The organism is Paenibacillus sp. p3-SID1389 (assembly GCF_025151705.1).
GTDB classification, from domain to species: Bacteria; Bacillota; Bacilli; order Paenibacillales; family Paenibacillaceae; genus Fontibacillus; species Fontibacillus phoenicis.
In genome coordinates, this window is sequence record NZ_JALXVO010000014.1 from 24,930 (window position 1) to 46,622 (window position 21,693).

Here is a 21,693-nt window from a genome sequence, read left to right on the forward strand (position 1 = left end):
TAATAATATGGAATACATCCTACAAAATTGCTGTGAAGGTTTGCTATGACGATATTCATATCCTCAGCTTCGCGAGGCATTCTAGCCTTTCACCACTTCGTAGGCCACGGCATAAGATGGTCTATACTGTGTTGCTTGGAAGGAGTGCCGTCTAAGAATGCTGACCGGAATCACAATTGTATTCCTCGGTGGGGATGCCCGGCAGGTGGAGGTCATCAACAAATGTGTCGAACTGGATGCTACGGTACGGGTTGTTGGCTTCGACCGATTGGAGACACCCCTTAAAGGAGTCTCGCAGGAGACGTTAAGCCCCGGCTTGCTGGCCGGCGCGGACGTAATTATCCTTCCGGTAATCGGTTGCGATGATCACGGTGTCGTCCCGGCGCCGTTCTCTGCAGAACAACTGGTCATCAAACGGGAATGGTTTGCATCCGTCCGAAAAAGCACGCTGGTCTATACCGGAATTGCCAAGAGCTTCTTAAAGCAAATGGGCGAGGAGCACGGCTTCCGGATCATTGAGGTGCTCGAACGTGACGACGTCGCTATTTACAACTCGATTCCAACGGCGGAAGGCGCAGTGATGATGGCGATCCAGAACACGGACATCACGATTCACGGTTCGAACTGTATTGTGCTTGGGATCGGGAGGACAGGGTTTACGCTGGCAGGAACGCTGCAAGGTTTGGGAGCGAATGTAAGGGTAGGGGTACGTCGGGAAGATGATGTGGCTAGGGCGATACAAATGGGCTGGAAGCCTTTTGTGACAAGGGATTTGGCCGCCAACGTAGGGGATGTTGACTTGATTTTTAACACAATTCCGACTATGATAGTCACAGCGCAAATCATCTCGAAACTGCCCCGTACGGCAGTGATTATCGACCTTGCTTCGGCGCCTGGAGGAACGGATTTCCGTTTCGCCGAGAAGCGCGGAGTGAAGGCGATTTTATCCCCTGGCCTCCCCGGAATCGTCGCTCCCAAATCGGCTGGAATTATTATGGCAAACACGATTTGTCAGTCGATTATGGATGAGTATCAATTACGGGGGGATGAACAGTGAATTGGCAGGGTAAAACGGTAGGTTACGCCATTACGGGCTCGCATTGTACGTTTGCTGAGGTAATGCCCCAGATCCAACGATTTGTCGACGGAGGGGCGAAGGTTGTGCCGATCATATCCCAGTCGGTACTGACGACCGACACCCGTTTCGGTAAATCGGAGGATTGGCGCGAACAGTTGAAAGATATTACAGGGAATGATATTATTTCTTCAATTGTCGAAGCCGAACCTCTGGGTCCAAGCAAGCTGCTGGACGTCTTGGTGATCGCTCCCTGCACGGGAACGACGACGAGCAAACTGGCAAATGCGATAACGGACAGTCCTGTTCTGATGGCCGCAAAAGCCCAGCTGAGAAACGGGCGACCGCTTGTCATCGCGGTGTCGACGAATGACGGTTTAGGTTTTAATTTGGCAAATATCGCGAAATTAATTGTGGCCAAGAACGTGTATTTCGTTCCGTTTGGTCAAGACAATCCGACCGGCAAACCGAATTCGCTCGTAGCAAACATGGAACTGATCCCTGAAACTTGCTATGCCGCGCTTGAAGGAAAACAGCTGCAACCGTTAATCATCGAACGTTTTCATGGATAATGCAGCGCAGCCGGCATACCATGTACGGAGCACCGTTCGGGTTGTTTCACGCCGTGATCTTTACAGGACGGACTCAATATAGGTGGGAAGTATCGGAACAAATTGCTCAAAGGCGCAGCATGGAATGCCGTATACAATCGCGGAGATCATTGCGGCGAAGGGGTATGTTTTCGAAGCTCTGGGTTCGTTAATCTTGCTATTACTAACGGAATGAAGTCATCGCTTTACTCCGCACTTATTAACTGGAGGAATATCCATGCGCATTTTGGTGCAAAAATTCGGTGGCACGTCTCTTTCGACGAAAGAAGCGAGAGAGCATGTCATCTCACACGTACGCCGGGAACTGGATAACGGTTTCCGGCTCGTCGTGGTGGTTTCGGCTATGGGCCGAAAAGGGGATCCTTACGCGACGGATACCTTGCTTGATTTGGTCTCTGAAGGGGATTGCTATTTACCGCCCCGCGAACAAGATTTACTGATGGCTTGCGGCGAAATTATTTCCGCAGCCAAGCTGTGCAGCCTGCTGGCTGAACAGCACATCTCTTCGGTCGTATTGACTGGAGCTCAAGCTGGATTCCGAACGGACAGCCAGTTTGGCAACGCGAGAATTCTGGATATCGTTCCGACTCGGGTGCTGGAAGAACTGCAGCAGAAGGATGTCGTGATCGTGACAGGATTTCAAGGTCAAAATCAAGACGGCGACTTCACGACGTTGGGCCGCGGAGGCAGCGATACGTCGGCTACAGCCTTGGGCGCCGCGCTGCACGCCGAAATGGTTGATATTTATACCGATGTGAATGGGATCTTAACTGCGGATCCCCGGATCGTCGAGGATGCGAAGCCGCTGGAATACGTCAGCTACGCAGAAATCTGCAATATGGCGCATCAAGGGGCTAAGGTGATCCATCCCCGCGCCGTAGAAATTGCGATGCAAGCGGGGATTCCGGTACGCGTTCGCTCGACTTTTTCGCAAGGGGAAGGAACATTGGTTGCCAACCCCGAAGGATTTAAGGACGTACAGCTGGGGATTGTGGACCGTTACGTGACTGGGATTGCATATGTGGCGAATGTGACTCAAATCCGGGTGGAATCCGCTGGCAACGGCCCGGATCATTTGCAGCTGCAAGTTTTTAAATCCATGGCAGAGAACGACATTAGTGTTGATTTTATTAATGTGACCCCAACCGGTGTCGTTTATACGGTCTTTGATAAAGATTCGGCGAAGGCAGAAGCGGTGTTGAGATCGCTGGACCTCTCACCGCAAATATGCACCGGATGCGCCAAGGTGTCCGTCATCGGCGGAGGCATTAACGGCGTTCCCGGAATTATGGCCAAGATCGTTGAGGCTTTGACCGAGCAAGGCATTCAGATTCTGCAATCGGCTGATTCGAATACTACGATTTGGGTGCTGGTGCGGAAGGACGATATGGTGCAAGCGTTGCGGGCGTTGCATGCGAAGTTCGAACTGGGCCGCTAACGAGGCATGTGAGTTCATCGCTTAAGAAATGGAAGGCATACTGAGAAGACGGCAATAAATAAGCGAAGCGGGAGACGGGAGGAGGATATGGCGTGATTGATTTCGGAAGAATGATTACAGCCATGGTAACGCCTTTTAATGATCAAGGAAAAATCGACTGGGACCAAACCGCAAGCCTGATCGACTATTTGGTGGAGGAGCAGCAATCTGACAGTTTGGTCGTGAGCGGAACGACGGGGGAGTCCCCTACACTAACGGATGAAGAAAAACTTGAGCTGTTTGCCTTCGCGGTGAAACATGCAGCCGGACGCTGCAAAATTATCGCCGGCACGGGCAGCAATGATACCGCTCATTCCGTTCATTTGACGCGCGAAGCTGAAAAATGCGGAGTAGACGGAATTTTGCTGGTCGCTCCGTATTATAACAAGCCGAATCAGGAAGGCCTTTTCCGCCATTTTGAAGCGATTGCGGCCGTAACCAGTCTGCCGGTTATTGTGTACAATGTGCCAAGCCGTACAGTTGTCAGCTTGAGCGTGGAAACGACGCTGCGGCTGGCGCAAATCCCGAATATCGTGGGGACCAAGGAATGCGCGCCTCTGGATCAGATCGCTATGATCGTCGCCCAAGCGCCGGAGCATTTCAAGGTTTATTCGGGCGATGACGCCTCGGCACTGCCGGCGATGGCGGTCGGAGCTTACGGTGTCATTAGCGTGGCCAGTCATGTCGCAGGCCGCTCCATCAAAGAGATGGTCGCACAATTCTTTAGCGGGAACGTAGAGCGGGCAAGCCAGTTGCATCGCGAGCTTCTGCCGTTATTTAAGGTGTTGTTTGAATGTCCGAATCCGGTAGCCGTGAAGTATGCCTTAAATGAAACCGGCCATCCTGTAGGAACGGTTCGGTTACCGCTGGTGCCGCCAAATGAACAGGAAGCGCAGCGGATTCGCAGCTTCCTCAAATAGCTGCTGGCCTACTTCTATAACCAGATATGTGCGTATTCCCAGAAACCGATGCCTGATCCGCAGGCATCGGTTTTTTTGTCATGGCACAAGGTAAGGTTAGACGTAGGGAAAAGCGCTGACTTGTTTTTTGCCAATTTAATCATGTATAATGAGTTCAAGTGACTGGGTGCGGTGAATTTTGAATTAAATGGCTTGTTCAAGAAGTTGGCTTCTGCCAGTGTAAGCGAGTACGGAGAACGTTTTACCAGACCGCTTGGAATGGATGAAGCTGTGGAGTTTACCAGAACTTGATTGAGCAACCATTTGATAATGACTTTGAGAAACGGCGAGATCGTCTTAATCAAGGCGATTGTTTATTCCTGCAATTTATAGGCTTTGGAATTTATATGCAGCGGTCGGAGCCATTTCCATAGGAGTTTTCGATACGACGTCCATAATAATTAGGAGGGTTAGATTCACTTGTCTAAAAAAATAAATAATGAGAAATTGACGATTTTCGCATTGGGCGGCGTCGCAGAGATTGGGAAGAACATGTATGTCGTTCAATATGCCAATGACATTGTAGTCATCGACTCCGGACTTAAGTTTCCGGAAGAGGACATGCTTGGCATCGACATCGTCATTCCCGATATCACTTACTTGACGGAGAACCGCGATAAAGTAAGAGGCATCGTATTGACGCACGGGCATGAGGACCATATCGGCGGTTTGCCTTACGTGCTGAAGAACTTAAACGTTCCGGTCTACGGGACCAAATTAACTTTAGGTCTGGTTGAGAACAAGCTGAAGGAAGCGGGACTGCTCGGCGAAACGAAACGCGTGCTGATCAATGCCGATTCCGTAATCGAGCTTGGAACAACGATGAAAGCTTCGTTCTTCCGGACGAATCATAGTATTCCGGATTCGGTGGGTGTATGCATCGAAACTCCGGAAGGGAATGTCGTTCATACCGGTGACTTCAAATTTGATCATACCCCAGTCAATGATCAATATGCGGATTTGCACCGGATGGGCGAAATCGGGAAGAACGGCGTGCTTGCGCTGTTATCCGACAGTACCAATGCGGAGAGACCGGGCTTTACGCCATCGGAGAAGAATGTAGGCATTGTACTTAGCGATATTTTCCACAAAGCGAAGCAGCGCGTTGTTGTGGCGACCTTCGCCTCCAACGTGCATCGGATTCAGCAAGTCATCGATGCGGCACACGCAACGAACCGGAAGCTGACCATCATTGGACGTAGCATGGTGAACGTTGTGACGATCGCAGAAGAGTTGGGTTATCTGAACGTACCGGACGGAATTATCATTGAGCCGGAAGAAGTCAACAAGATGGCTGCAGATCGCGTTGTCATTTTGTGCACAGGCAGCCAAGGTGAACCGATGTCTGCCTTAACGCGGATGGCTCGCTCGACGCATCGCAAGGTTGATATTCTTCCAGGCGACACGGTCATCATCGCGGCAACACCGGTACCGGGCAATGAGAAATACGTTGGCCGGACGATTGATGAATTGTTCCGTCTCGGTGCGGAAGTCATTTATAGCGGATCAAATTCCGGCGTGCACGTTTCGGGTCATGGCAGCCAGGAAGAGCTGAAGCTCATGCTGAACCTGATGCGGCCGAAATACTTCATTCCGATCCACGGGGAATACCGTATGCTGCGGAAGCATGCTTTGCTTGGTGAGTCGGTTGGTATTGATCCGGACAATATTTTCCTGATTGATATCGGGGATACGATTGAGATCCAGAACGGTGTAGCCCGCAAAGCCGGGAAAGTTCCTGCCGGCAACGTGCTCATCGACGGTCTTGGCGTAGGCGACGTCGGCAATATCGTATTGCGCGACCGTAAGCTGTTATCCCAAGACGGGATCTTGGTTGTTGTTGTAACGCTGAGCAAGCAAGACGGAACGATCGTATCCGGACCGGATATTATCTCCCGCGGCTTCGTTTATGTGCGTGAATCGGAAGGTTTGCTGGAAGAAGCAAACCGCATTGTCTCCAGCACGCTGGAGAAGCTGATGAGCGAGAACGTAAACGAATGGGCTTCGTTGAAAACCAACGTTAAGGATGCTCTCGGCCGTTTCTTGTATGAGCAAACGCGCCGCAGACCGATGATCTTGCCGATCATCATGGAAGTATAAAGAAGAAATCAATAACTTTAAGCACACAGTCGCCCCTTTCCTGCCGGTTATTTGGACGGTTTCCGCAGGAAAGGGGCTTTTCGTCGTTTAGCGCGAAATGGCGGAAGGTTCCTGACTTGAGGTATCGTTGTATAGATTGAAGAAGGTTGTCGGCATACTAAGGGCTGCATAGAGTAACGAGACTTTGTCGATTGCCGACACCGAAAGGAAGGCTTAATCATGAATAAGGACCTAAGCAAATCAAGCGTTCGAAGTGAATCTGAACTTCCGCCAACAACCGAACCGGAGAAAAAAGAAGCCACGGTACCGGAAATGATCCAGCAGCTCGGGCAAACGGCGGTGCCGACTCCCGGTGAATCAAATGTGTATTGCTTAACGATTATCGGTCAGATCGAAGGACATTTAGTGCTTCCGCCGCAAAATAAAACAACGAAATACGAGCACGTCATCCCCCAATTAGTGGCAGCGGAACAGAACCCGCGGATTGAAGGACTGTTAATTATATTAAATACCGTAGGCGGCGATGTGGAGGCCGGACTTGCCATTGCGGAGATGATTGCTTCCTTGTCCAAGCCTACCGTCACGGTTGTCATCGGCGGCGGACATAGCATCGGCGTTCCGATCGCCGTAGCCTCCGATTATTCGTTGATTGCCGAAAGCGCCACGATGACCATCCATCCGATTCGTATGACCGGGCTGGTGATCGGAGTTCCTCAGACTTTTGAGTATATTGAGAAGATGCAAGAAAGGGTCGTGCGTTTTGTAACGACACATTCGAAAATTTCCGAGGAGAAATTCAAGGAGCTCATGTTTAAGACGGGTGAGTTAAACCGGGACATCGGTACAGCAGTTGGCGGCAGCGATGCGGTGAAGTACGGGCTGATCGATGCCATCGGCGGGATTGGCGATGGATTGGCCAAGCTGAATTCGATGATTGAATCGAAGCGACAAGCGAAGCAAGCAGGAGGGATTACCCAATGACGCATTATACGATCTTACCGGAAGAGGCTTATTGGGAGAATGCCGAAAACCAGGCGGCGTACGGTGAAATCGAACTAAACGGCGTGCTGATGCAAATACGGATGGAGGAAGGCAATCGGGCGACCATCGTACGGCTGTTGCGTTGCCGGCTGGAGGATTATTTGAATCCCGATCTGGCGCCCGGGCGGCAAATCACCTTCTATCCAACCTTATTAAATTGAGAATCTATGCCGGTGACGGCATCTTTTCTAGGCCCCCCTCGGTGAATATGGTATAATATTCATCTAGGGGGTGTTTTCGTCTTGCCACGGAAACGGAAGAAGAGGAAAGCTGCCATCGGCAGCATGCTGAAATACGAAATATACGGAATCATCCTGATCACCTTATCCATTATCGCCTTGAGCGGGGAGGCTGCCGTAGGAAGGACGCTATCGAAAATGGCTGCGTTAATCCTCGGCAAATTTTATTTTGTGATCCCCTTAATTGGCATTTACATAGGACTAGCTGTCATGATCAACCGGAAATGGCCGAATCGCTGGAATGCCCGCCGCAGCGGTGTGCTGCTGGCGGTGTTGGCGCTGACGCTGATGAGCACCATTTCGGCCATGCAGCATAAGCTGGCGCCGGCGGTGCCTTTGTCCGCAGGCAACGTGCTGGGCCAGATTCATCGCGATCTGCAAGGAGCGCTGTTCCAGCCTGCGGTGAGCGATGCCGGCATGAGCCTGCTGGGGCTGGATATTAGCGGAGGGTATGTCGGCGCACTAGAATTTGCCTTGTTGTACTCTTTGTTTGGCATGGCCGGTGCGAAGCTGATTATGATCGTGCTATTAGCCATCAGCTTTATGCTGGTGACTGGACTATCGTATGTGGATTTATTCCGGATGCTGCATTCCCGATTGGCCGTGCTGGCCGAAAGCTTCGGGAATAAAATGCGCATGCTGCGTCCGATCCCAGTGCGGAACAAAGCCAAACGGGCGGTGAAGAAGGCGGAGCCTGCGGTCACCTCATATGATGATCCAGAGGATGAAGAATCCCCTCTCGACGAAGAAACGGTGCCTGCGGCAACGAGCAAGAAGCCGGTGTTTTTTCAGCTGCTGAACTTCAAGGGAAGATCGGATGAACCCGTGGAGACAGCGTCCATCGAGGAAGAGGAACCTGCGGTCGTGGAGCCTGCTACGCAAGCTGCTGATACAGGAATCAACTGGAATGAGGTGAACTACATCGGCAGGGATGAGGACGTGGAGCTTAGGAAGTCGGACGGATTCGCTGGCAGTGACACCGGGCCGATTATCCGCGATTTCTTCGACAATATTCAGCGGGAAAGCCTGCATCAAGATGAGGACAACGATGAGGACGAGCCTGGGCTACATAGCTCCCATGGCGTCTCGTTCGATGAGACGGCACAGGATGCACTAGATCCCGTAGGAGGGGAATTCTCCGGGGGCGGTGACGAATCTGGACTCGGGAATCCTGCGGCCGAAGAGGCTGACAGCGACGGACAAGCCACGGTGCCGCCGCCTGCGCCTAAGCCTGCTCCGAAGCCGTACAAGCTGCCTTCGTTCCGGCTCTTATCGAAGCCGGTCGGGGCAGGGAAGTCCGGCGATCAAGCGGACTATATGCAAACTGCGCGTAAGCTAGAAGCCACGCTCGAAAGCTTTGGCGTGCGGGCCCGGGTGCTGGAGGTAGTACGCGGACCGGCGGTGACGCGCTATGAAATTCAGCCGGATATCGGCGTGAAGGTAAGCCGAATCGTTAACTTGACGGACGATATCGCCTTGGCTTTGGCGGCGAAGGATATTCGGATGGAAGCGCCGATTCCAGGGAAATCCGCGATTGGTATCGAGGTGCCGAACAACGAAGTATCGCTGGTGACGATGCGCGAGGTGATGGAGACGCCAACGTTTATGGAGGCGGAGTCCAAGCTGAGTATCGCATTCGGGCGGGATATTTCCGGCCAGACGATCGTTGGCAACCTGGCGAAGATGCCCCACTTGCTGGTGGCCGGGGCTACAGGCTCCGGGAAGTCGGTGTGCATTAACGGCATTATCACCAGCATTCTGTTCAAAGCGAAGCCGGATGAAGTGAAATTTATGATGGTCGACCCGAAAATGGTCGAATTAAATGTGTATAACGGCATCCCGCATCTGTTGACCCCGGTTGTGACCGATCCACGGCGAGCTTCACTGGCGCTGAAGAAGATCGTTGTGGAGATGGAGAAACGGTATGAGTTGTTCTCCAAATCGGGAGCGCGGAATATTGAAGGCTACAACCAAATGATGGCGGACCAACCTGAGGCGGTATTGCCGTATATCGTGGTGATTGTGGACGAGTTAGCTGACCTCATGATGGTTGCAGCCAGCGACGTCGAGGATGCGATTGCACGACTGGCGCAAATGGCCCGCGCGGCGGGGATCCATTTGATCATCGCTACGCAGCGGCCGTCCGTTGACGTCATCACCGGCGTAATCAAGGCCAACATCCCGTCACGGATCGCGTTTGGCGTATCGTCCCAGGTCGATTCCCGGACGATTCTGGATATGGCCGGTGCGGAGAAGCTTCTGGGCCGCGGTGACATGCTCTATATGCCGATGGGCGCGTCCAAACCGATCCGGGTGCAGGGAGCGTTTATGAGCGACCAAGAGGTCGAGGCGATCGTAAACTATGTGCGCGGGCAAGGCCAAGCCGAATACGACGAAAGCCTAGTTCCTGAAGTGGGCGATGAAGTACAGGAGACCGAAGAGGTACAGGACGAGCTCTTTGATCAAGCCGTCCAAATCGTACTGGAAGCCAAGCAGGCCTCCGTCTCCTTGCTGCAACGGCGTATGCGGGTTGGGTATACTCGCGCTGCTCGGCTGATCGACTCCATGGAGGCGCGAGGAATCGTTGGGCCGTATGAAGGCAGCAAACCGCGGGAAGTGTTAATGTCCATAGATCAATATAAAATGGGAAGAATCTCTTCTTGATTCTGTAGAATCGAAGGGAGCCTTCCCTTTTCTTTATTTCGTATAGCTCGAACCTTATGGGTGCATAGGAAGGGACAACGCTTGTCATACTAAAGTTACCCATCCTTGTTGAACAACTTCTAAGAAGAGAGGTAGAGCTAAACGTATGAAGAAAGCAAAGATCTGGTTTGCCTCCGGTTTAGTGCTGCTTTTGTTCGGAATCGGATACGGGGCCGATGTGCTCCGGCATACGCTTACCGAGGGCAAAGTCAATACCTATAAAGCGCAGCCCGCGTTCAGTGAGCAGGTTATCGACTATGGAGCTTACGGGAAGGACGTGTATGAGCTGCAGGGACGGCTCGCTTATCTTGGTTTTTATCATGGGAAGTTGGACAGTTATTTTGGGCCCAAAACCCTCGGGGCCCTCAAATGGTTCCAATCGGAATTTGGCATGAAGGTTGACGGACTGGCTGGACCAAAAACGAAACTGAAGCTGTACAATGCCACAAAAAACTGGAAGCCAGGCATGGAATACGCTAATGCCGGCGGAAACGAGAAATCGCAAGCCGGTGCAGCTAATAAGTCCGGTAATGGCAGCGTCAAAGCGGAATCCGATGAACTGTCCGCCTCCAACACCATGGGGCTGTCGGAAAACGATTTGAAAATTATGGCGAACGCGGTATATGGGGAAGCGCGAGGGGAACCTTTTGAAGGCCAGGTTGCGGTAGCGGCGGTTATTTTGAACCGGGTGAAGTCGCCGAGCTTCCCTAACACCGTATCCGGCGTTATTTTTCAACCCGGAGCATTTACAGCCGTTGCTGACGGCCAAATCTGGCTGGAGCCAAACGCACAGGCGCGTAAAGCCGTGCAGCAGGCGTTAAACGGCTGGGATCCAACCGGCGGTTGCTTGTATTACTTTAACCCGAAAACGGCGACATCGAAATGGATCTGGTCACGTCCGCAGGTGAAGACGATCGGAGAGCATATTTTCTGCATGTAAATAGCTGAGTATCGAAGGAGCAACCGCTTGTCGTCAGGTTGCTTCTTTCCTTTGAATTGGTATAGAATGGAACTGACTTTCTTGTAAAGGAGTTTTGGTTTTGAACAAAACGCGATTTGAGCGCGGCACCGTAGGCCATATTCGTCTGCATGTCCTGCCGACCAACCGATTCAAAACTTTTGCCATTTCCCTATATGCGGGCTTGCCGTTGCAAGAGCAAACGGTCACCGCAACGGCCCTCACTCCGTTCGTGCTGCGCCGGGGTACGGAATCGTATCCGGAAACCACGCAGTTCCGCGAGCAGCTCGAGCATATGTACGGAGCGGGCTTCGGCTTTGATGTATATAAACGCGGCAATTACCAAATGGTCCAGTTCCGTATGGACACGATTAATGATTCTTTTGTCAAGAGCAACGATTCACTCCTGGGTCAAAGCTTTGCTTTCCTCGGGGAAGTCGTCACCAAACCGGCTAAGGAAAACGGGGGGTTCCGCACCGCCTACGTGAATTCCGAACGGGAGTCCGTCCGCAAGAAGCTGGAAGGGATCATCAATGATAAAATCCGCTATGCGGCTGAACGCTGTACGGAAGAGATGTTTAAGGACGATCCGTATCGCCTCCATCCGCTGGGTGAGCGAAGCGAACTGGACGGGATTACGCCCGAATCCTTATACGCCTCCTATCAAAGCTGGCTGCAGCAGGCACACCTCGATTTGTATGTGGTTGGCGACACGACGCTGGCCGAGGTGGAGGAGCTGGTTGCCAAGCATTTTAGCTTAAATCGCTCAACCACTCCAGAATATCAACCGGAGCAGGTGGATCTTCGCGGCAAAGAAGTCCGGACCGTGAAGGAAGTGCTCGACGTCAATCAGGGGAAGTTGAATTTAGGCCTCCGCACGCCGATCACTTACGGGGACGATCGCTACGCTTCCTTGCTGCTCTATAACGGCATTCTGGGCAGCTATCCACACTCCAAGTTGTTCCTTAATGTTCGGGAGAAAGAAAGCTTGGCGTACTACGCCGCCTCCCGTTACGACGGGCATAAAGGCATCGTCAGCATTCAATCCGGCATCGAAATCGCCAATTACGAGAAAGCTCTTCGCATTATCGAAGCTCAGCTGGCCAGCATGCGCGCCGGAGAAATCAGCGAGCTTGAGATGAGTCAGACGAAGGCGATGATCCGCAACAGTCTGCTGGAGATGCAGGATTCCGCTTTTGATATGATCGCCTATGACTTCAACCGCGTCTTGTCCGGAAAAGACCGGCCGGCGGAGGAGCTGCTTCAACAAGTCGAGCAGGTTCAGCCTCAGGACGTTGTAGCGGCCGCGGAAACCGTCCAGCTTGATACGATATACTTTTTGACAGGCCAGAAGGAGGGGTAGGCGGATGGAAACGATACGTTATGACGCTTTGCAGGAAACGCTGTATCGCGAAACGATGGACAACGGTTTGCAGGTGTATGTGCTTCCGAAACCGGGCTTCCAGAAAACGTACGCCACGTTCGCGACCAAATACGGCTCAATCGATAACCATTTTCGGGTAGAAGGCCAGGACGACATTTCGGTTCCGGATGGCATTGCCCATTTTCTGGAGCACAAAATGTTTGAGGAGCCCGAAGGTGATATTTTTGCCACCTTTGCTTCCCAAGGCGCTTCCGCGAATGCGTTTACCAGCTTCGACCAGACGGTCTATCTGTTCTCTGCGACGGAGAATATTGCGGCCAACCTGGAGACGCTGATTAATTTCGTGCAGCATCCTTACTTTACCGACCAGAACGTCGAGAAGGAAAAAGGCATTATCGGCCAAGAGATCAGCATGTACCGGGATAACCCGGATTGGCGGGTCTATTTTGGCCTGATCGAAGCGATGTATAAGGTGCATCCGGTTCACATCGATATCGCCGGCACGGTGGAATCCATTGGCACCATTACGAAGGAAACGTTATATACATGCTACAATGCGTTTTATCATCCGAGCAACATGCTGTTGTTCGTCGTTGGCGGCGTGGATCCGGAGGAAGTATTCAAGCTGGTCCGGGACAATCAAGCGAAGAAGGAATACAAGCCGCAAGGATCCATCGAGCGGTTGTTTGATCCGGAGCCGCGTGAGGTGTCGGAGAAACGGCGGGAATCCCGTCTGCCAGTGTCGCAGCCCAAATGCTTGTTTGGCTTTAAGGAGACGCGCCTCGGCTTTACCGGCGAGGAGTTGCTGCGTCGCGATTTGGCCACCAAGCTGGCGCTCGACCTGCTGTTTGGGGCCAGCACGAAGCTGTACCAAAAGCTTTATGATCTGGACCTCATCTCTGACAGCTTTGGCCACGAATACAATAGCAACCCGAATTATGCGTTTTCCGCGATTGGCGGGGATACGAAGGATCCAGACCGGATGCTGGCTGTGATTAAGGAAGAAACCGAGGCGGTACTTGCTTCCGGATTCCGTCAGGAGGATTTCGAACGCGCGCGCAAGAAGAAGATCGGCGGGTACTTGCGCATGCTGAATTCGCCGGAGAACATCGCCCATGAATTCACCCGTTACAAATTCCGCGGCGGCGACCTGTTTGCTGTACTTCCGATTTACGAATCGCTGACGCTGGATGAGATCAACGCGCGGTTGCGCGAGCATATCGATTGGGAACAGCTCGCCGTCTCGATTGTGGTGAGCCCGTAAATGCAGACCAATCATGGGATAGGAAAAAATATCGCGGACATGACCGTCCTCATCACCGGAGCAAGCCGGGGGATCGGCGCCGAGGTGGCGCTGCGGTTCGCTTCGGTGGGCATGAACGTGGTGATTCACTATATGAATTCTCACGAAGCGGCGAATGAGGTAGCCCGCAAATGCTTGGAGCTTGGAGCCAAGGCTTATACAGTTGCGGCGGATCTGCGCAGCAAGGAGCAAATCCTGCGGATGAAGGAACGGCTTGAGAACTATGGGCTGTATCCCGACATTTTGGTCAACAACGCGGGCATCTCGCATTATGCGCTCTTGTCCGATGTGACCGAAGCGGAATGGGACGACATCATGAACGTCAATTTAAAAAGCGTGTTTCTGTGCAGCCAGCTGTTTATGCCGCATATGATCAGCCAGCGCTTCGGGCGCATCATCAACGTTTCCTCCGTTTGGGGAATCACGGGCGGCTCTTGCGAGGTGGCCTATTCGGCAGCCAAAGGCGGAGTTAATGCGTTTACCAAAGCGCTGGCCAAGGAACTGGCACCCTCCGGCGTTACGGTGAATGCGGTGGCTCCAGGCGCGGTGAAGACGGATATGATGGAGCGGTTTGATGCGGAGGAGCTTCGTCAGCTGGAGGAGGATATTCCGGCAGGGCGGTTGGGTACGCCGCAGGAGATCTCCTCGCTAGTTTATTTTTTGGCGCTGCCGGAATCGGGTTACATCACAGGGCAAATCATCAGCCCCAACGGCGGCTGGATTACTTGAGACCCCTGCATTCACAGGTTTTGGAGTAAGGGTTCGAGCTCGGTGCGCGCATAAATTCCCCGGGATTTTCGCATATTACAACTGTTGATTTTAAATCGCCAAGCGAAGGAGGATTTATCATGTCAACAGTACTCAAAAATTTTGATACATGGAAGAAATTCCTGGGTGAGCGCGTCAAGCATGCGGAAAATGCCGGTTTCAGCGAAGAGGCAATTACCAACCTTGCTTACGAAATCGGCGGTTTTCTGGACGACAAAGTGGATCCGCAAAACGAATCCAACCGCGCCCTCAAAGAAATTTGGGATGTGGGTACGGAGGAAGAGCGGAAGACCATTGCTCGTCTGATGGTGAAGTTGGCCAAGAAAAACGCATAGTCACGCTTTGGAAAAGCTTCCGCTTCGGGAGCTTTTCCCTCATTTTCTCCGCCCGCTTGCCTTTCAATTTCATTTTATATATCATAAAACACATATGAATATCGGTTATCAGGAATGGGAAGATTTGTTCTTTATAAATTGTTTTCTGTGAATTAGCAGGAATTAAGACCTATTTTGTCGAAAGAGCAAGAGGATATGGAGAAGGTGTCTGGGATGGATGGGAAACAATGGTACTTGGAATACAAAATACATAAAAATCGACCGGGACTTTTGGGGGATATTGCCTCCATGTTAGGGATGTTGGAGATCAACATCTTAACGATTAACGGCGTGGAAGGCAAGACGCGCGGGCTGCTGCTGGAAACCAACGATGACGGAAAAATCGAACAAGTCAGTCAGTTATTGAACAAGGTGGACAGTATTACGGTCACCGCTTTGCGTAATCCGCGTCTGGTCGATTTGCTCGCCGTCCGCCATGGACGCTATATTGATAGGGATTCTGACGACCGCAAGACCTTTCGGTTTACGCGGGATGAGCTGGGGATCTTGGTTGATTTTCTCGGCGAAATTTTTAAGCGGGATGGCCATCAGGTGATCGGATTACGAGGGATGCCCCGCGTGGGGAAGACGGAATCGATTATCGCTGGAAGCGTCTGCGCGATGAAACGATGGACGTTCGTATCTTCAACGCTCTTGCGACAAACGGTACGCAGCCAATTGTCAGAGAATGAAATGGATCCTCGCAATGTATTTATTATCGACGGTATCATAAGTACTCTTCGTTCCAATGAAAAGCATCATCAGCTCTTGCAAGAGTTGATGTCCATGCCTTCCACGAAAGTCATCGAACATCCGGATGTGTTCGTGAAAGAGTCTGAATATAGTTATGACAATTTTGACATAATTATTGAATTGCGTAACAATCCCGAGGAGCAAATCGTTTACGATACGTTCACGACAATTTATACGGACGATCTATAAACGATGTGCCGCATAATGAAATCATAAGCAGGAGGTGATGGTCGTGTCGGATTTGGGCCAGCAGTTAAGAGAAGCCCGCCTTGCCAGAGGTTTGTCGCTGGATGACGTACAGGAAATGACGAAGATTCGCAAACGATATTTGGAAGCCATCGAAATGGGGGATTATAAGGTTCTGCCTGGTAGCTTCTATGTTCGGGCTTTTATTAAGACGTATGCGGAGACCGTCGGCTTGGACGCGGACGAACTGCTTGCCGAACATCGGCAAAACGTGCCTTCTACAGCTCCGGAACCTACGATGGAACCGGTGATTCAAAAACGCCGCAGCCGGCAGCACAACGAGCGCAACTCGAAATGGCTGTCCACGACGCTGATGTGGTCGTTTGCTGTGCTGATTTTGATTGTCATCTATCTGTATTTCTCGGTATGGGGAAACAATAACGATCAAGCGGATGGCAATAAGGAGCCGGATCCAACGCCGGTCACTCAGGGAACCAGCCAAAATGGCAACCAAACCGGTAACGCAACCGGCGGCGATGCCGTTGGCGGGAACAATGGCGTCGAGAACGGGACGAACAATGGTACGGAACCGGGAATAAATCAGGGGACAGACACGAATACCGGGAATGCGGGTAACACGGGAGACGAATCCCCGACGAATGATACCGGCAATCAGACGGTAACGATCGTACCGGATGGAACGGAAGGCAGCACAACGAAGTTCAAGATTCAAAACCCTGGAACGGGGCCCGTGCAAGTCGTCATTACGGCTAGCGGAAAAAGTTGGGTTGAAGTGCGTAAAGGCAACTCTAAGGGTGAGAAGTTGTTTTATGACAACACCAAAGAAGGCGACGTGTTGACCTATGATATCGGACCTGAAGGGTTATTCGTCAAATCGGGGAATTCCTCTCAAACCGTGATCACGGTCGCCGGACAGACAATCGAGGATGGAAAAACGACGTCAAAGTTCCTATTGAACCTTGACGACGGGACAGGCGGCGGTACCACCGGAAATACCGGAACGGAAGGCGCAGTTACGAATAACGCCGATACGGGCGGAACGAATTCAACCACAGAAGGCAACGAATAAGCGAGGGCGGCAACAAGCCGATCGCTTATTCGCTTAATCAAAGCGCGGTGAGGACCGGTCAGGTCAAACGGCGCTTTTTTGGCTGTATACGGATGGTGGTGGCTGAATTGCTCGACTTTGCGATTTTTTTTACATATAATTTATTTATGATAAGATTGGAAACCGAGAAAGGAATGTGACTTATGGCTTCGGAAAATTCTTTCGACATCGTTTCAAAAATGGACATGCAGGAATTGACCAACGCAATCGATCAAACAGAGCGGGAAATTGCGAACCGCTTCGATTTCAAAGGAAGCAAGAGCGAGCTGAAGCTGGAGAAAGACGAACTGGTGATCGTTTCTGACGATGAATACAAGCTGGGGGCTGTCATCGATATCCTGCAATCGAAGATGATTAAGCGCGGGTTGCCGATCAAGAACCTGGATTACGGCAAAGTGGAACCGGCTTCAATGGGTACCGTGCGTCAGCGGATTAAACTCAAACAAGGGATCGATCAGGAAAATGCCAAGAAAATTAATGTGCTGATCCGCGATTCCAAGCTGAAGGTCAAAAGCCAGATCCAAGGCGATCAAATTCGCGTGACGGGCAAGAGCCGTGACGATTTACAAGAGATCATTCAGATGCTGCGTAAAGCCGATTTATCGGTGGATTTGCAGTTCACCAATTTCAAATAGAGCGCAAGGGTCTCCTGCAGGGAATTTCTAGCTGCGGCAGGCCCTTTTCATATTTTTGACAGCATCGGTCCCTGAATATTATACTTGTAGAGGTTGTTTAATCCTTAAGTTTGACGGGAATTTTGGCTTTCAACGATGGGGGAAATGGTTCATGACAGAAAAGGTAAAAATCGTGACACTCGGCTGCGAGAAAAATTTGGTGGACTCGGAAATCATGTCGGGTCTGATTGAGCAGCGCGGCTATTCCTTGGTGGATAATCGCGAGGATGCAACCGTCATTATCGTCAACACCTGCGGATTTATCGATGCGGCTAAGGAAGAATCGGTAAATACGATTCTCGAGCTTGCTGATCTGAAGGAAAGCGGAAGACTGAAAGCGCTGATCGTTTCCGGGTGTTTGACGCAGCGATATAAGCAAGCTTTAATGGAGGAAATGCCGGAGATCGACGGGATTGTGGGTACGGGGGATTTTCACCAAATCAACCGGATCGTTGACGAAGCGCTTAAGGGCAAGAAGCCGGCGCTGGTCGGCAACCCTGTCTTTAATTATGAGCAAGCGCTGCCGCGCAAGCTGTCTACAGCCCGCTATACGACTTACGTGAAAATCGCTGAGGGCTGCGACAACAACTGTACATTCTGCAGCATTCCGATCATGCGCGGGAAGTTCCGCAGCCGCTCGATGGAATCGATTTTGGAGGAAGTACGGAGCATGGCGGCCCAAGGCGTCAAGGAAATCAGCCTGATTGCGCAGGACTCCACCAATTACGGGACCGATTTGTACGGGGAGTTTAAATTGGCAGAGCTGATGGATCGGGTCACCCAGGTGGAAGGCGTTGAGTGGGTGCGGTTGCATTATGCTTATCCTGGCTTTTTTACAGACGAGCTGATTGAGATGATGGCGACCAACCCGAAAATTTGCAAATACGTGGACATGCCGCTGCAACACAGTGAAGATTCCATTCTGAAACGGATGCGCCGGCCTGGGCGGAATCGCGATATCCGTGAGCTGATTGCTAAGATTCGTGCGCGGATTCCGAACGTTTCCTTGCGTACTTCCTTGATCGTTGGTTTTCCAGGGGAAACGGAGGAAGATTTTGAGCGGTTATGTGAGTTTGTGCGTGAGATCAAGTTCGACCGCCTTGGCGTATTTACCTATTCCAAGGAAGAGGATACGCCGGCATCGCGTTTGCCGGATCAAGTTGATGAAGAGGTAAAAGAATGGCGGGCTAATACGCTGATGGAGATTCAGCGGGAAGTTGCAAACGCCAACAGCAGTAAGTACATTGGTCAGGTTCTGGATGTGCTGATCGAGCGTTATGACGGGCGCAGCGACGTATACGTGGGCCGCTCGCAATACGACGCTCCGGAAATCGATGGCGAGGTATACGTCACGAATTGCCCTGTTGGGCTTGGGGAACTGACCAAAGTGCGGATTACGCATGCTTTTGACTATGATTTATCCGGGGAGGCTGTCCTGTGAATTTGCCCAACCGTATCACATTAGCTCGTATTTTCATGATTCCGGTGATGCTGGTCTTCTTGCTGTTGGATGCCGGATGGCTCGCCTATGAGTTTACGCTTGGCGAGTACTCGCTGCCGGTAAATCAACTGATTGCGGCGGTGCTGTTTATCATCGCTGCCAGTACGGATGGAATCGATGGTTACATCGCCCGTAAATATAATCTGGTCACCAACTTAGGCAAGCTCCTGGATCCGCTCGCGGATAAGCTGCTTGTTGGAACGGTGCTGATCGGTCTTGTGGCCTTGGGCAAATGCGATGCCTGGATTGCAGTCATCATCATCGCCCGGGAGTTTGCGGTGACCGGCTTGCGTGAAGTTGCGCTTCTGGAAGGCTCCGTCATTGCGGCCAGCAAGTGGGGCAAGGCGAAGACGATCACGCAGATCATCGCCATTTCAGCGCTGCTGCTGAACAATTTTCCGTTCGAATGGCTGTCGTTCCCGTTTGATGATATCGCGATATGGCTGGCGGCTATCATCACGTTGTATTCGGGGATCGATTATTTCGTGAAAAATAAGAGCGTGCTTTCTTTTTCCAAAATATAAATGATGTTGATGAGTTAGGCGGAACTGAGAAAAAGGAGGCATGCGAAGATGAAAGCGGAAATTATTGCGGTTGGTACGGAGCTGCTGCTTGGCCAAATCGTAAATACGAATGCGCAGTACTTGTCTCAGGAGTTAGCCGCACTCGGGCTCGACGTTTATTTCCAAACCGTGGTCGGAGATAATATGAATCGGCTGGCGGAAGCGGTGAAGACGGCGTCGGGGCGGGCGGATGTGCTGATCCTTACCGGCGGGCTGGGTCCGACCCAGGACGATCTCACCAAAGAGGCGCTGGCTGAGGTACTCGGTCGGACGCTTTATATCGATCCGGATGCGATGGCGAACATCGAGCGTTTCTTTCAAGACCGGGGGGTCCCGATGACGGAGAACAACCGCCGCCAGGCGCTCGCCATTGAAGGAGGCACGCCGCTTCCGAATGAAACCGGACTGGCTGTGGGCAATGCGATTGAATTGAACGACAAGTTCTATATCGTGTTGCCTGGGCCGCCAAAGGAAATGAAGCCGATGTTCGAGCATCAGGCGAAGCCTTGGATTTTGAAGCATGTGCTGACCAGCGAGATGCCGATTTTTTCGCGGATGTTGAAGTTTGCCGGGATTGGCGAATCTGCATTGGAAACCAAACTGCTTGACCTGATCCAGGCGCAAAGCGATCCTACGGTAGCGCCATATGCGAAGGAAGGCGAGGTCACGATTCGCATTTCCACCAAAGCGGCAAACGAGCAGGAAGCGGCGGTGAAGCTGGATGCGATGGAACGCGAGATTGCCTCGCGGCTGCCGGAGCATTTGTATGCAAACGTGGATGAACCCATTGAGAAGACGATCCTCGATTTGATGGCTTCGCGCGGCCTTACGTTGAGCGCGGCCGAAAGCTGCACCGGCGGGCTGCTCATGGAGATGTTCACCGCGCTGCCCGGCAGTTCAGCCGTGTTTGCGGGCGGGATTGTCTGCTACTCCAATGAGATGAAGGAGAAGCTGCTCAACGTGCCGCATGACCTGCTGGAAGGCGAAGGCGCGCCCGGCGCGGTCAGCGCGGAAACGGCCAAAGTGCTGGCGGAGCAGGTGCGCCTGACCGTAGGCACCGACTTTGGCCTGGCGATCACCGGCGTGGCCGGCCCCGCCCATTCCGAGCGCAAGCCTGTGGGGCTTGTGTATATCGCGATTGCGCGCGAGGGAGCGGACACCGCCGTCTTCGAGCTGAACCTTAAGGGCAACCGCGAGATCATCCGGCTGCGCGCAGTGAAGTCGCTGTTCTACCAGTTGTGGGGGGTATTGCAGGGGAAACAGGGATTTTAGTGCTTTAATGCTCTCGGGGGCTCGTGCTCTTCTGGTCATGTGCTCTCGGTCACGTGCTTTCGCTGCTCTGTGTGCAGTGTTCTGTATGTAGTGCTCCATCTGCGTGTTCGGTAGTTTAGTACTTCGTGGCTTCCTTTCGCGCATTATCCCGATCAATCAGGGATGACGGAAGAAGCGCTTCAGCAATCCGGATGGGTGAATGTTCTTTGTTAAGCAGGCCCTTGTGCTTTGGAAGATTATGACATATAATCAAGGTACGGAAGAACCGTAGCAAACTGATTTAGTTGTGCTGCGGTTCTTTTTTTGTTGTAAGAGAAACCATGGGGAGGGGAGAGTGGGAAGTAATTAAGTGAGTATGTAAGGAAGTAAATAAGGAAGTAAATAAGGAAGTAACAAGTAAATAAGCTAGTTAGCTGGTTAGCAGTAGAAAGTAAGTATCTGGTAATCCGGTAAGCAAACAAACAAGCAAGTAAATAGGAAAATAAGAAAGGTCGGGCTGTCGGTAGGCTCGTTTTGGTGCGTGCGCGTGGTGGGGGCAGAGAATCTGTTCGAAAAATCATATATAATAGTGCTCCGTAAGAGCAAATTTACGTGATATGTATGAAAAATCGAATATAATCCAG

Annotated in this window: 19 protein-coding genes; all 19 read left to right on the forward strand. The window is 51.8% G+C overall.

Annotated elements, in window-relative coordinates; all coding sequences use genetic code 11:
* Nucleotides 1–157: 157 nt before the first annotated feature.
* The 19 genes from dpsA (at nucleotide 158) to M3G15_RS08115 (ending at nucleotide 21,070) form a co-directional block, all read left to right on the forward strand.
* Nucleotides 158–1,057 (forward strand): dipicolinate synthase subunit DpsA, encoded by a 900-nt coding sequence (gene dpsA, locus M3G15_RS08025; RefSeq protein ID WP_260070584.1) that lies wholly within the window; start codon nucleotides 158–160, stop codon nucleotides 1,055–1,057.
* Entirely contained in the window at nucleotides 1,054–1,647 is a 594-nt protein-coding gene (locus M3G15_RS08030; protein ID WP_009223064.1) for a dipicolinate synthase subunit B, read from the forward strand. Before dpsA ends, M3G15_RS08030 begins: the two co-directional genes overlap by 4 nt.
* 256 nt (nucleotides 1,648–1,903) lie before the next feature.
* On the forward strand, nucleotides 1,904–3,124 hold the full coding sequence (gene dapG / locus M3G15_RS08035) for an aspartate kinase (protein WP_009223065.1): 1,221 nt from the start codon (nucleotides 1,904–1,906) through the stop codon (nucleotides 3,122–3,124).
* A 92-nt stretch (nucleotides 3,125–3,216) separates the two neighbouring features.
* Nucleotides 3,217–4,083: a 4-hydroxy-tetrahydrodipicolinate synthase gene (gene dapA, locus M3G15_RS08040; protein ID WP_009223066.1), complete on the forward strand. Its 867-nt coding sequence runs from the start codon at nucleotides 3,217–3,219 to the stop codon at nucleotides 4,081–4,083.
* A 459-nt stretch (nucleotides 4,084–4,542) separates the two neighbouring features.
* Complete coding sequence (locus M3G15_RS08045; RefSeq protein WP_009223067.1) at nucleotides 4,543–6,222, forward strand: ribonuclease J; 1,680 nt, start codon at nucleotides 4,543–4,545, stop codon at nucleotides 6,220–6,222.
* A 219-nt stretch (nucleotides 6,223–6,441) separates the two neighbouring features.
* Nucleotides 6,442–7,203, forward strand: coding sequence for a ClpP family protease (locus M3G15_RS08050; protein ID WP_009223068.1), 762 nt, complete (start codon nucleotides 6,442–6,444; stop codon nucleotides 7,201–7,203).
* The gene (locus M3G15_RS08055) at nucleotides 7,200–7,424 is read left to right on the forward strand and encodes a YlzJ-like family protein (protein ID WP_009223069.1); all 225 of its coding nucleotides are present in this window, start codon (nucleotides 7,200–7,202) and stop codon (nucleotides 7,422–7,424) included. Before M3G15_RS08050 ends, M3G15_RS08055 begins: the two co-directional genes overlap by 4 nt.
* Nucleotides 7,425–7,505: 81 nt before the next feature.
* The gene (locus M3G15_RS08060) at nucleotides 7,506–10,166 is read left to right on the forward strand and encodes an FtsK/SpoIIIE family DNA translocase (RefSeq protein WP_260070585.1); all 2,661 of its coding nucleotides are present in this window, start codon (nucleotides 7,506–7,508) and stop codon (nucleotides 10,164–10,166) included.
* Nucleotides 10,167–10,311: 145 nt separating this feature from the next.
* Nucleotides 10,312–11,145 (forward strand): spore cortex-lytic enzyme, encoded by an 834-nt coding sequence (sleB, locus tag M3G15_RS08065; protein WP_260070586.1) that lies wholly within the window; start codon nucleotides 10,312–10,314, stop codon nucleotides 11,143–11,145.
* Between the two features lie 100 nt (nucleotides 11,146–11,245).
* Entirely contained in the window at nucleotides 11,246–12,526 is a 1,281-nt protein-coding gene (gene yfmF, locus M3G15_RS08070; RefSeq protein WP_260070587.1) for an EF-P 5-aminopentanol modification-associated protein YfmF, read from the forward strand.
* Between the two features lie 4 nt (nucleotides 12,527–12,530).
* Entirely contained in the window at nucleotides 12,531–13,811 is a 1,281-nt protein-coding gene (yfmH, locus tag M3G15_RS08075; protein ID WP_260070588.1) for an EF-P 5-aminopentanol modification-associated protein YfmH, read from the forward strand.
* The gene (gene ymfI / locus M3G15_RS08080) at nucleotides 13,812–14,579 is read left to right on the forward strand and encodes an elongation factor P 5-aminopentanone reductase (protein WP_009223074.1); all 768 of its coding nucleotides are present in this window, start codon (nucleotides 13,812–13,814) and stop codon (nucleotides 14,577–14,579) included.
* A 119-nt stretch (nucleotides 14,580–14,698) separates the two neighbouring features.
* Nucleotides 14,699–14,953: a DUF3243 domain-containing protein gene (locus M3G15_RS08085; protein WP_009223075.1), complete on the forward strand. Its 255-nt coding sequence runs from the start codon at nucleotides 14,699–14,701 to the stop codon at nucleotides 14,951–14,953.
* Between the two features lie 213 nt (nucleotides 14,954–15,166).
* Nucleotides 15,167–15,934, forward strand: a complete 768-nt coding sequence (locus M3G15_RS08090) for a DUF3388 domain-containing protein (RefSeq protein WP_036643941.1) — start codon at nucleotides 15,167–15,169, stop codon at nucleotides 15,932–15,934.
* A gap of 43 nt (nucleotides 15,935–15,977) precedes the next feature.
* The gene (locus M3G15_RS08095) at nucleotides 15,978–17,021 is read left to right on the forward strand and encodes a helix-turn-helix domain-containing protein (protein ID WP_260070589.1); all 1,044 of its coding nucleotides are present in this window, start codon (nucleotides 15,978–15,980) and stop codon (nucleotides 17,019–17,021) included.
* Between the two features lie 182 nt (nucleotides 17,022–17,203).
* Nucleotides 17,204–17,695, forward strand: a complete 492-nt coding sequence (locus M3G15_RS08100; protein ID WP_009223078.1) for a YajQ family cyclic di-GMP-binding protein — start codon at nucleotides 17,204–17,206, stop codon at nucleotides 17,693–17,695.
* A 151-nt stretch (nucleotides 17,696–17,846) separates the two neighbouring features.
* Nucleotides 17,847–19,175 carry a 30S ribosomal protein S12 methylthiotransferase RimO gene (rimO, locus tag M3G15_RS08105; protein ID WP_009223079.1) on the forward strand — a complete coding sequence of 443 codons (1,329 nt, stop codon included), beginning with the start codon at nucleotides 17,847–17,849 and terminating at the stop codon, nucleotides 19,173–19,175.
* Nucleotides 19,172–19,759, forward strand: coding sequence for a CDP-diacylglycerol--glycerol-3-phosphate 3-phosphatidyltransferase (pgsA, locus tag M3G15_RS08110; protein ID WP_009223080.1), 588 nt, complete (start codon nucleotides 19,172–19,174; stop codon nucleotides 19,757–19,759). Before rimO ends, pgsA begins: the two co-directional genes overlap by 4 nt.
* 48 nt (nucleotides 19,760–19,807) lie before the next feature.
* Entirely contained in the window at nucleotides 19,808–21,070 is a 1,263-nt protein-coding gene (locus M3G15_RS08115; protein ID WP_260070590.1) for a competence/damage-inducible protein A, read from the forward strand.
* Nucleotides 21,071–21,693 lie beyond the last annotated feature (623 nt).

Coding starts and splice junctions, on each gene's coding strand:
- ymfI (WP_009223074.1), top strand. CDS start 13,812: ATGCAGACCAATCATGGGATAGGAAAAAATATCGCGGACATGACCGTC.
- M3G15_RS08100 (WP_009223078.1), top strand. CDS start 17,204: ATGGCTTCGGAAAATTCTTTCGACATCGTTTCAAAAATGGACATGCAG.
- sleB (WP_260070586.1), top strand. CDS start 10,312: ATGAAGAAAGCAAAGATCTGGTTTGCCTCCGGTTTAGTGCTGCTTTTG.
- M3G15_RS08085 (WP_009223075.1), top strand. CDS start 14,699: ATGTCAACAGTACTCAAAAATTTTGATACATGGAAGAAATTCCTGGGT.
- M3G15_RS08090 (WP_036643941.1), top strand. CDS start 15,167: ATGGATGGGAAACAATGGTACTTGGAATACAAAATACATAAAAATCGA.
- yfmH (WP_260070588.1), top strand. CDS start 12,531: ATGGAAACGATACGTTATGACGCTTTGCAGGAAACGCTGTATCGCGAA.
- M3G15_RS08050 (WP_009223068.1), top strand. CDS start 6,442: ATGAATAAGGACCTAAGCAAATCAAGCGTTCGAAGTGAATCTGAACTT.
- dpsA (WP_260070584.1), top strand. CDS start 158: ATGCTGACCGGAATCACAATTGTATTCCTCGGTGGGGATGCCCGGCAG.
- rimO (WP_009223079.1), top strand. CDS start 17,847: ATGACAGAAAAGGTAAAAATCGTGACACTCGGCTGCGAGAAAAATTTG.
- M3G15_RS08055 (WP_009223069.1), top strand. CDS start 7,200: ATGACGCATTATACGATCTTACCGGAAGAGGCTTATTGGGAGAATGCC.
- M3G15_RS08115 (WP_260070590.1), top strand. CDS start 19,808: ATGAAAGCGGAAATTATTGCGGTTGGTACGGAGCTGCTGCTTGGCCAA.
- dapG (WP_009223065.1), top strand. CDS start 1,904: ATGCGCATTTTGGTGCAAAAATTCGGTGGCACGTCTCTTTCGACGAAA.